Source organism: Brucella sp. NBRC 14130 (genome assembly GCF_040371715.1).
Classification (GTDB): Bacteria; Pseudomonadota; Alphaproteobacteria; order Rhizobiales; family Rhizobiaceae; genus Brucella; species Brucella intermedia.
Window position 1 is genome coordinate 1 of sequence record NZ_BAABTE010000036.1, and the last position, 9,226, is coordinate 9,226.

The window sequence follows — 9,226 nt, forward strand, 5'->3', positions numbered from 1 at the left end:
GCTCGCTCAATGTCCTGATCCATTCGACGGAAAACTGCGCGTCGACGACACGCTCCATTCCGCTGACGCCGAGGCGCTCAATGAACAATTCTCCGGGCCGATTCACCGAGATTTCCGAGACGCGCTCGTCTGCGAGAAACGGCTTCAGCCGCTCAAGCGCCTTGTCGAGAAATGGAAACTGCTTCATTTGTAGACCGGGGCGACTGGATAATAGGGCGTCGGATCGACATTGCGGCGGATCTGCCCACCATGCTTCAGCCGCATCATTTCCTGCCGGACCGGATCGGCGTAGAAGGCGGAGAAGTCAAGGTCGCGCCGCAGATAGACGACGATCGACTCTCCCTGGGCGACATAGATCGTCGGCGGGATCTTCGAGCTTTCCTTGAACGCCTCATTGGCTATGTCCTGGAGGATAGCAGACGACTTCTCTGCCGCGATCGAGCGCGCTTCGGCGGCCGTGCGGCTTGGCTCGGTGGTGATCGTCGTGACCGCGCCGGTGATCGGATCGACCGTTGAGATCGAGCGGGCGCTTTCCGTCGCGGTATCGCCAAGCGCCGAGACATATTCCGCCGCGCCGCCGATGACTGACAACATGATCGCGGAGCCGAACCGCTCCCAGAAATGCGTGTCGATCTCGCCGGTGAGCCCGGCGCGGCCGAGGCGGTCGGCGCCGGGCGAGGCGATCTCGGCGGAAAGGCCATCCGAGCGGATGACACGAGACCAGACGATGAAGATGCGCTTCTGCCCACGCGCCAGGCCGGACTTGTATTCCCCGATTAGCCGTGAACCCTTCGGAATGAGGACGCGGCTGCCATCGAGCGAGCGGACATCCTCGCGCATGACGGCGCGCACCATGCCCGGTAGGTCCGTGTTGATCGCCGTCTCCAGGAAACCCCGGATCATCGTGCCCTGGGCGACGAGCGCGTCGGTCCGGTCGAAGCGTGTTGCCTTGACGATACCGGCGGTCTGCTTTTCAGACTGGGCGAGGAAAGCCTTGTTGGCGTCGCTCTCGGCGCCGGGGACGGCAACGAGCTGGCCGTCATCGGCGATCGTCACGGACTGGTCGCCGGCCGCCAGGTTTTCGCGGCCGGAGCCGTCGACGATGATCTGGTCCGATCGCAGCCGTTCCCAGCGTGCCTTCTCCTCGTCTTCCCGGCGCTTCGCCTCCAGCGCGGCAAGCCGCGCATCCTCTTCGGCACGCCATCGGGCCTCTTCCGCACGAAGCCGCTCCTCTTCGGCGCGACGACGCTCTTCCTCTATCTGGCGCAGCTTTTCGAGATCGTCGCCCTGGTTGACGGTGACGTCGACCGTTGCGGAATCCGCCGGCTTCTTCTCCTCGACCGGAATCTGCACCAGGTTGGGGTCGGCCGCCTGTTTTACCGGCTCGTCGGGGAAATCACGGATGCTGGTGTTGGAGGTCTCGAAGGTTTCGTCGGTGCCTTCGGTCAGGTTGGAGCTCTGCGGACCACTGGGCCAGTTGACATAGGCGAGCACGCCGGCGCCGACGAGAAGCAGGACGGGTAGTGCAAGCTTTCCGAGCCGGCCGTTGCGGTCGCTCGCGACGCTGCTTTGCCCGTCGAGATGGTCGAAGTCGATCTTGCTCATCGCTGGCGCTCCTCTTTGCTGCCGAGGCGCTTCGGCCCGTAGGCGTCCTCGATGAGGTCGAAGGATTGGCGATTGGCCTGCCGGTTATAGAGGCACAGCCACTTGTCGCCGGCGCGCAGAGTGAACTGCGCTGCGATCTTGTCGACGACCACGTATTTGCCTTGGGTACGCAGGTTGACGAGCGACTCCTGACGCTTGCCTTCGACCACAAAGATCGCGGGGATATCGCCCTGAAACTCCAAATACATATGCGTGCCATCGTCAAAGGCGACGCGTGGCTTCAGGCTGGTGTCGCCCTTGAACACATAATCGTTGTTCAGGCGGTTCGGATCGAGATTCTTCAGCAACGGATCCTTGGCGCTCTCCTGCGCGGCGGCCAACAGCCGGGCATTGACGTCTTCATCAGGATATTTGAACCGCACCTGGAAGGCGGCGCGAAGGTCGGCCGCGGCGGAACCCTTCAAGAGCAAGGCATAGACGCGCTGGTTGGTGACGATGTTGACGTTCGTTTCGGCATTTTCCCGGAGCGGCTTTACGAACAGGATGCCGGAGCCCTTTTTGGGAACGATCGACCAGCTGGCCGTATCGCCGGCCGAAATGGTCTCGATCACCTCGGAGCTGCCAAGCTGGATCATCGTGGAAACACCGAGGCCGGCCGGCACGGTGACGACGGCATTGTTGTTGAAGGTTATGTAGCGAATGCGCGGGTCGGCCGCGGGTGAGGCGGTTGTAGTGGCGAGCAGCGCGAGCGCTGCGAGGGCGAGGACAGGTTTCCGCATCATCGCGCCACCTTGTCCGCCGGCAGGACTTCCGGCAAAGATTCCTGGTCGCGCCTATATTCGGTGGCTTGGAAGCCGAGCGGATTATCAAAACGGTATTCGTTCTTCAGCGGCGCGGTCGTGTAGCGGAAGCGAACCACGGAGACCCAATGCTCACGGCGCAGGGTGTTGTCGCGGCGGGTTTCGGTCGAGAAGCGCACCGTCGCCGTGGAGGAATTGAGGAACGAGACCGACTTGATGGTGACGGCAATCCGCGTATCGCGGCCGAGCAGCTTGTCCTTCGACTGCGGGTTCGACGGCTCGAATTCGTGGCGGAGGTCGGCCGCGGCCTGCCCGGTCGAATAGAGCTGGGCGAGATCGTAGTTGTCCTTCAACGCCCTCGGATCGTAGGTCTCGCGCGCCCGGATATAGCGGACGATGTTGGCGGTCTTGATGGCATCGTTCTCGGAAAGCTTGCTCTCGTTCAGGGAACGGGCGACCTCGACGAAGCCCGTTGTCTTGTCGGCGACCACCACCACAGCCTCAAACTGCTTCAGCGGAACGAGGAGGTTCAGGGCCAAAAGGCTGAGCAGGGTGGAAATGCCGGCGACCGTAGCCACCGTCCAGGCGATTTTCCGGGACCGGCGCTCTTTGCGATACAGCTCTGCCTCCCAGGAGGCACCGGCCTTCCAATAGGCGGAGAGATCGACAGGCGGGGTTTCGGGTGCATGTTCGGCTGGCTCTGCGTTGCTCATTTGGACTTCCGATAAACCGCCAATCCTGCGGAGTTAAATATAGTTTATTCGTCAGGCCGAGCGATCACCTCTACCGGCCAAATCGGTGCTGAGGTGAGGGCTGGGTTGCCTGGATTCGTAGAGCTTCAGCTCCGTGGTGCAGTCGTCCGAAGACCTAGCTGCATCGCTTCATCAGCGTTTTCTTCGACGCCGAATTGGAGAAGTAGAAGGAGCGATCATCCTTCACCTCGATACGCACGGTATCGCGATCGCCATCCGCCTCGTAGGACCCGGCCTCGATCCACAGCACGTCAAGGACATAGGATCCGCCGTCCCGCTTGACCGACAGAACCTTGCCGGCGGTCTTGTTCGCGCCGATTCCCTTGTCCTCGATATAGATGAATGCGGCAGCTGCTGCTTCGCAACCACCTTCGGCAGGAGCATATGAGCCGGTCAACACAGGGAGGATCGAGCTTGGCGATTGGGACCATGCCGTTCCGGGGAGCAGCAGACCGACCGCAGTCATGGTCGAGGCGATTTTCTTCATGGAGAAGTTTCCCGCTCAGAATCCGAACATGCTGCCGACGCTTTGTGCATATCCGGCCAGCGTGTTGTAGAGGTCGATGCAATATTCGGCGAACGGTTTGAAGAAGATGACGGCGCCGATGAAAAGCAGGACGCCGAGACCTCCGCCCTTCTTGGCCTCGGCGCGATCGTTGTCTGCCATCTCTTCGTTGAGACGGTTTTGCGCGTCCATGGCGGCGAAGCGCCGACGGTCATCTTGCCAAGGGTGATCCACGGCTATTCTCCTTCGGATAAATTATAGTTACCAAGAATGCGCATGAGAGACTACCCTAAAGTTGCCCATTCTTTTCGGTTTCTCGCTGGATTGCGCGGGCTCGAGCTGCCTGAACATCCGTCGATGTGCGGCGACGACCAAGGCCGGCACGCAGGAGCCGAGCGCGTCCGCTGACCTGGCGTTCACCATAGGCGACCGAACGCCGGCCGCCGATAAAGGCGGAATCGCCTTGCCCCAAAACACTGCCTCCAACGATGGATGCGGCGAAGGAGGGGATGAAGCGAAAAACGACGATCCCGAGCAGGCAGACGATCACGAACGGAGCGACATAGGAGAGCTTGCTTTCCGTAGCGGTATTGTTGGCCGTGTTGATCGCCAGTTCGATGAGTTGGTAGAGGAAGGCGAGGAACGCCATCATCAAGGTCTGCGTCACCATCAGGTTGACCATCAACAAGAGCCAGCCGTCGGTGAAGCGGAAGGTCCAGCGATAAAGCGCCAGGATGATGAACACCGGCGCCAGCGCCAGCGTAATGAACAGCATCAGCTTGGCGGCCAAGATCGCTGCTGCCGCGACGGCGATGAAGATCATCGCGACGACAAAGACGATCGCACCGATAAGAGCGCCGACATATTCGAAAGTGCCGGTCGCCACCTGCTCGTAAATCTTACCTGCGGTCTCAAAGACGGCGTCTAGGATCTTCACCACGCCCGTCGTGTCGCCCGTGCCGCCATCAAGCGCACCTCCCGAACCAGCGATCGACTCGATGATCGTGTCGGAAATCAGATTGGGGACCTCCTGGACGAGCTTGTAGAGCGTGGCGGAAAATGCGCCCCAGTTCGTCGCCATATAGTAGATGAAGAAGGCGCGGCCAAGCCGCCAGGCGGCCTCGGGCACGGAGAAGCCGTCGCGGCCGGCGAGGATCATATAGCCCCACCAGAGGACGTAAAGCGTCAGCATCGACCCGAACAGGACATTCACCTGTAGCGCGAGGCCGTCATAGGCGTTCTTGATGAACGTCTCGCCGATGGCGTCGAGCTTGGAAAAAATGTCCGAGATGATCGTGGTCGCTGCCATCCGTTTATTCCTTCAGGACGGGCGCGAAGACGTCATTGACCGGCATCGCCGGGCCGCACAGGTCATCGGCCTCGGCATATCCCGAGATCGGCGGGCAGGGGGCTTTCTTCTCACCTTTCGTCTGGCAACCGACGAGCAGGGCGAGACCGGAAAGCATGATGGCAACGGGCATTCGCATGCGGCCTCACTTGAACGGGTTGACGTCTTTGTATTGCAGCATCTTGGCTGTCTCCGACTGCTGTGTCAGCCGCATCTGCATCTCGGTGTTCAGCGCCGAGACCGCGCCATTAGAGACCCCGATCAGCTCATTGATGGTGCGCGCCGTCTCCAGCTGCATGCGGGTGTTGGCGTCGACCGAGCCCTTCACGTCCTCGGCTGAGCCGATCTGGCCGGTGGCCGACTGCAACGATTGCTCGCGCTGCGACACGCCCTTGGTCGCCTGCTGCGTCAGCGCCGACAGCAGCGCCACGGTGTTCACCGCGCCGGAAAAGGCATTGTTCATCGCGCCGGCGTCCTCGCCCTCGACGATCGCCTTGACCTGCTTCACCAGCTGAAGGCCGTTGATCAGCGTCGCGGCAATATTCTGCGCATCCGAGCCAAGCCCACCGAAAGACAGCGTGCCGCCGTTCATGATCGAGCTGAATGACGGTGCGGCCGAGACCGACATATTGCCGCCGAGGCCGGTCGAGGAAATCCCCATCGACCCGTCGCGGCTGCCGGACAACGCGCCGAGGATCTCCTTGGTCTTTTCGAGGATGTTGGTGTTGGTCTTCATGATCTCGCCGGTGTTTTCCGCGTTCTTCCTGGCGATCGCGAGATTGGTGTTATCGATCACCGGTATGTCGGCGAGCGCCGGCGTCGAGAAGGCGAGGGCGGCGGAGACGATGAGCAGCTTGTTCATGGGAACCCCCTTAATCGGCCGCGTTGGCGGCGTTCTGGATGGAAAGAAGATTGTTGCCGATCGCGCCATCCGTCCCGCCCGATGACATGACCGAGGTTTCCGCATCGGCGCCGGCGACCACGGCGCAGCTCGGCCAGTCCTCACGCGGCACCTTCATCTGTTCAAGGATGACCGGATCGCAGCTGTAAGGATTGACCTTGGAGTCGGATTTCAGGGTCTTGGCTGTTTCGGACGTCTTCGAAAGCCGCATCTGCATGCGCGCCTGCAGCAGCTCGTTGAACAGGTTGCGGGCCGTGATCAGGTTGTTCAGCAGTTCGGCGTTGACGGCGCGGGCCTGCGTGTTGTCGTCCCAAGCATCCTGGTAGATCTCCGACGCGCCGACCGAGGCCGACAGCGCATCGATGCGACGGCCCGCCTCCTGGACGCGTGCGGTGCTTGCGTCGATCCCCGAAACGGCACGGTCGACCGCGCCGGCCGCCGCTCTGTTGGAACTGCGGGTCGCTCCGGAACCGTAATCGACATAGGATTTATAGGACGGCGAGGAGATGTCCTCGATGTTCGAGCCGCCGGCGAATGAATTAAACCAGCCATGGTTCCGGCCGACCTTGCCGGCCCAATTCTTCTGCTCCGCCGCCGTCGAGCCGTTATACCAGGACGCGAGGCAGGCATAGTCGGTGCTGCCGCACTTGTTGACGCCCATGCCGAGGTATTTGACGCCGCCCTCGATATTCTCCTCGTTGATGTCTCGGTCGAAGCCCATGCCTTTGCCGGTCCGCTTCGTCAGCTGCATCACGCCCTTCACGCCGGTCGGCGAGCCCGAGCAGGTCGAGATGCCGGATTCCGCATGCGCAACGGCCAAAGCAAGGCCAACCGGAACATTGTACTTTTCCGCATAATGCTTGATCAATTCAACGTTCTTGGCATCCTCCTTCACCGCCTGCGCCGGCGAACGGTAGAGACGGCGGTTCTTTTCCTTCTGGGAGATGTTGCAGTTCGTCACCGTTTGCTCTTCGAGCTGGTCGGATTGCGTTTCGGTGTCCTGCTTGGAATGTCCTTCATCCTCCGCCCGCTTTTCCTTCACATCGTCGTCGATGACCGGAATGTCGGCGAATGCCGCTGGCGCCGGTGCGGTGACGAGCGCGGCAGAAAGCAGGAGCAGGATCGTTCTACGCATCGGCCGCCTCCGGAATGGTCCAGCCACAGAAATGAGGGAGCCACGCGGCCGGCTCGTCGCCATAGGTCTCGCGCAGCGTCTGGCACTCGCGCACCGTCTCCGGCCGCCCGGACAAGACCTTCACCAGGTCGGGCATCGCCGATAGATCGAGCCGCGCGATCACCGAGTCCTGGGCGTGCTTGATGAGGAAGGTGCGGCTCGTCTTGTCTGCCTGCTTCACGAAGCGGAATTCCTTTTCCGACAGGCCGAACGCCTTGCGGTAGCTCTCCTCGTCGGCCGACGCATTCGGGAAGAAGATGTTGGTCATCGTCTGTTCGATGATCGTGTTGCGCAGGTCGGAACGCACCACGTCGGCGGCCGACTGTGTGCCGAAGCCGACTATGCCGTTCATCTTGCGGATCGTCTTCAGCCAATCCTTGATGAAGCCGGAGAAGACCTCGTCATCGAGCAGGCGCCAGCCTTCGTCGAGGAAGATCATCGAGGGGCGGCCGTCGAGGATCTCCTGAATACGATGGAACATATAGAGGAGCGCCGCCGAGCGCGTGCGCTTGTCGGACAGGATCTCAGTCATGTCGAAGCCGATCACCGAGCCGGCAAAATCCAGCCTGTCGGTCGGGTTGTTGAACAGCCAGCCCTTGTCGCCCGTGGTCCATTCCTTCAGCCGGTCGGCAAGGTCGCCGATCCCGGAGCGCATGCGTCCGCGCATGGCAAGAGCCTTCGCATATCCTTCCCGTCGCGCATGCGCATAGCGGAAGCGAAGGAAGGAATTGAAGACTGCAATCCGCTCATGGCCGTAGTCGAGCAGCAGTCCGCCAAGCTTTTCGAACACCGCCGCATTGTCGATATCGACGAAGGAATAGGGCGTGTCGACGTCGCTGCGGCCGTGCACGACGAAGGGAATCCCGACATCGCGCAGCAGCGGAATGCGCGGATCGTCAACGAGCGGACGGGTGATGATGATGCCGTCGACCAGCCTCGATGTCGCCAGCTTGCGAAGAACCTCCTGCTCGTTATCGGAAAACGGCGTCAGGAGCAGGCTGTAGTTGCGCCGCGTGACGACGTCGCTGATGCCGGTCAGAACATCGACGAAGTTCGTTTGGGCCAGTTGCAATCGTTCGAGCGGGAAGACGAGGCCGATCGCCTCGGTCCGGCCCGTCGCCAGGCCGCGGGCGCGCGCATTGGGCTGATAACCCAGTTTCTCCGCTGCGGCGATGACGCGCTGGCGAGTCTTCTCCGGAATCGAATGGTGGGCGCTCAGCGCGCGGCTGATGGTCGACTGAGCGACCCCGAGCTTCGGCACCACCATCGTCTTCGTCACCCACGATCAGGTGGAGGCGATGTCGCTCGCCGACAAGATCGTCGTCATGCGCGACGGACACATCCTTCAGGTCGGCGCGCCGATGGACCTCTACAACCGCCCCGGTGACATCTTCACGGCCCGCTTCATCGGCAGCCCTGAGATGAACATCATCGGCGCGACGTTGCGCGGTGGACGTGCTGAGTTCGGAGCCAACGCGGCCGCCATCCGCTGGAACGCCGCCGAAGGCCTGCCCTCCGGCAGTGAGCGCAAGGTCAGCATCGGCGTGCGGCCGCAGGAACTGACGCTGACGACGCCGGACGACAACCAGGCCGCTTTCCTCATCGAGGGGACAGTCCGGGTCGCCGAGCCGCACGGCTCGGAAACCTTCGTCCATCTCGATCTGCCCGAAGGTTCGATCGTCGCCCGCGCCCGGTCCGAACACACCTATCGTCCCGGCGAGAAGCTGTGCTTCGCCGCCGAGGGCAAGAGCGTGCGGATTTTCGATGCCGCCACAGAGAAGCTGTTGCACTGATCGCGGCCGATTGACCCGACTTGCTCACTCGGATCGGACCGGCTTCGATGCCGGTCCGATCATCCGGTCACCGGTGACTGCGTCTGGTAGATGTTTCCACAATCTTCATTGTGTTTCGTAAGCGGTCAGCCGATGGCGTCAGGCTTGAAGTTCCAGGGCATAAGCGCCTCGATATCCGCTACCGGCCAGCCTTGAGCGATGCGGGTCAAGGTCTGGGATAACCAGTTCAGCGGATCGACGCTGTTCATTCTGCAGGTCTGCAGCAAGGTGGCCAGCGTGGCCCATGTCCGTCCACCGCCCTCACTTCCGGCGAACAGACTGTTCTTTCTCGTAATTGTTTGGGGCCTG

12 protein-coding genes and 2 pseudogenes are annotated in these 9,226 nt (G+C 61.7%); 1 reads left to right on the forward strand and 13 read right to left on the reverse strand.

Going from position 1 to position 9,226, the window contains the following annotated elements:
* From ABWW28_RS26890 to ABWW28_RS26945, 12 genes and pseudogenes are all read right to left on the reverse strand, one after another.
* A pseudogene (locus tag ABWW28_RS26890) lies at positions 1-187 on the reverse strand (P-type DNA transfer ATPase VirB11); the annotation flags it as partial.
* Complete coding sequence (gene virB10, locus ABWW28_RS26895) at positions 184-1,605, reverse strand: type IV secretion system protein VirB10 (RefSeq protein ID WP_353392870.1); 1,422 nt, start codon at positions 1,603-1,605, stop codon at positions 184-186. The gene virB10 and the pseudogene ABWW28_RS26890, both read right to left, overlap by 4 nt.
* Positions 1,602-2,384, reverse strand: coding sequence for a TrbG/VirB9 family P-type conjugative transfer protein (locus ABWW28_RS26900; RefSeq protein WP_353392872.1), 783 nt, complete (start codon positions 2,382-2,384; stop codon positions 1,602-1,604). Before ABWW28_RS26900 ends, virB10 begins: the two co-directional genes overlap by 4 nt.
* Positions 2,384-3,118, reverse strand: a complete 735-nt coding sequence (locus ABWW28_RS26905; protein ID WP_353392874.1) for a VirB8 family type IV secretion system protein — start codon at positions 3,116-3,118, stop codon at positions 2,384-2,386. The genes ABWW28_RS26900 and ABWW28_RS26905 overlap by 1 nt, the downstream gene beginning before the upstream one ends.
* Before the next feature lie 154 nt (positions 3,119-3,272).
* Entirely contained in the window at positions 3,273-3,644 is a 372-nt protein-coding gene (locus ABWW28_RS26910; RefSeq protein WP_353392876.1) for a hypothetical protein, read from the reverse strand.
* A gap of 15 nt (positions 3,645-3,659) precedes the next feature.
* The gene (locus ABWW28_RS26915; protein ID WP_226923680.1) at positions 3,660-3,896 is read right to left on the reverse strand and encodes a hypothetical protein; all 237 of its coding nucleotides are present in this window, start codon (positions 3,894-3,896) and stop codon (positions 3,660-3,662) included.
* Positions 3,897-3,951: 55 nt separating this feature from the next.
* Positions 3,952-4,971, reverse strand: coding sequence for a TrbL/VirB6 family protein (locus tag ABWW28_RS26920; protein ID WP_353392878.1), 1,020 nt, complete (start codon positions 4,969-4,971; stop codon positions 3,952-3,954).
* A gap of 4 nt (positions 4,972-4,975) precedes the next feature.
* Positions 4,976-5,149 carry a hypothetical protein gene (locus ABWW28_RS26925; protein WP_226923675.1) on the reverse strand — a complete coding sequence of 58 codons (174 nt, stop codon included), beginning with the start codon at positions 5,147-5,149 and terminating at the stop codon, positions 4,976-4,978.
* 6 nt (positions 5,150-5,155) lie between these two features.
* The gene (locus tag ABWW28_RS26930) at positions 5,156-5,872 is read right to left on the reverse strand and encodes a type IV secretion system protein (RefSeq protein ID WP_353392881.1); all 717 of its coding nucleotides are present in this window, start codon (positions 5,870-5,872) and stop codon (positions 5,156-5,158) included.
* Positions 5,873-5,882: 10 nt separating this feature from the next.
* Entirely contained in the window at positions 5,883-7,046 is a 1,164-nt protein-coding gene (locus ABWW28_RS26935) for a transglycosylase SLT domain-containing protein (RefSeq protein WP_353392883.1), read from the reverse strand.
* On the reverse strand, positions 7,039-8,259 hold the full coding sequence (locus tag ABWW28_RS26940; protein WP_353392889.1) for a TraG/VirB4 family ATPase: 1,221 nt from the start codon (positions 8,257-8,259) through the stop codon (positions 7,039-7,041). The genes ABWW28_RS26935 and ABWW28_RS26940 overlap by 8 nt, the downstream gene beginning before the upstream one ends.
* Positions 8,236-8,352 (reverse strand): annotated as a pseudogene (locus ABWW28_RS26945) (LacI family DNA-binding transcriptional regulator); the annotation flags it as partial. The pseudogene ABWW28_RS26945 and the gene ABWW28_RS26940, both read right to left, overlap by 24 nt.
* Positions 8,353-8,383: 31 nt before the next feature.
* Here ABWW28_RS26945 and ABWW28_RS26950 point away from each other — a divergent pair.
* Positions 8,384-8,878: a TOBE domain-containing protein gene (locus tag ABWW28_RS26950; RefSeq protein ID WP_353392885.1), complete on the forward strand. Its 495-nt coding sequence runs from the start codon at positions 8,384-8,386 to the stop codon at positions 8,876-8,878.
* Positions 8,879-9,003: 125 nt separating this feature from the next.
* Here the strand turns inward: ABWW28_RS26950 and ABWW28_RS26955 are convergent.
* On the reverse strand, positions 9,004-9,226 hold a 223-nt coding region (locus tag ABWW28_RS26955; RefSeq protein ID WP_353392887.1), incomplete at its 5' end, for a transposase domain-containing protein.

Bases quoted from the DNA above. Each gene is read 5' to 3' on its own strand.
- virB10 (WP_353392870.1), bottom strand. From the start codon at position 1,605: ATGAGCAAGATCGACTTCGACCATCTCGACGGGCAAAGCAGCGTCGCG.
- ABWW28_RS26900 (WP_353392872.1), bottom strand. From the start codon at position 2,384: ATGCGGAAACCTGTCCTCGCCCTCGCAGCGCTCGCGCTGCTCGCCACT.
- ABWW28_RS26905 (WP_353392874.1), bottom strand. From the start codon at position 3,118: ATGAGCAACGCAGAGCCAGCCGAACATGCACCCGAAACCCCGCCTGTC.
- ABWW28_RS26910 (WP_353392876.1), bottom strand. From the start codon at position 3,644: ATGAAGAAAATCGCCTCGACCATGACTGCGGTCGGTCTGCTGCTCCCC.
- ABWW28_RS26920 (WP_353392878.1), bottom strand. From the start codon at position 4,971: ATGGCAGCGACCACGATCATCTCGGACATTTTTTCCAAGCTCGACGCC.
- ABWW28_RS26925 (WP_226923675.1), bottom strand. From the start codon at position 5,149: ATGCGAATGCCCGTTGCCATCATGCTTTCCGGTCTCGCCCTGCTCGTC.
- ABWW28_RS26930 (WP_353392881.1), bottom strand. From the start codon at position 5,872: ATGAACAAGCTGCTCATCGTCTCCGCCGCCCTCGCCTTCTCGACGCCG.
- ABWW28_RS26935 (WP_353392883.1), bottom strand. From the start codon at position 7,046: ATGCGTAGAACGATCCTGCTCCTGCTTTCTGCCGCGCTCGTCACCGCA.
- ABWW28_RS26950 (WP_353392885.1), top strand. From the start codon at position 8,384: ATGTCGCTCGCCGACAAGATCGTCGTCATGCGCGACGGACACATCCTT.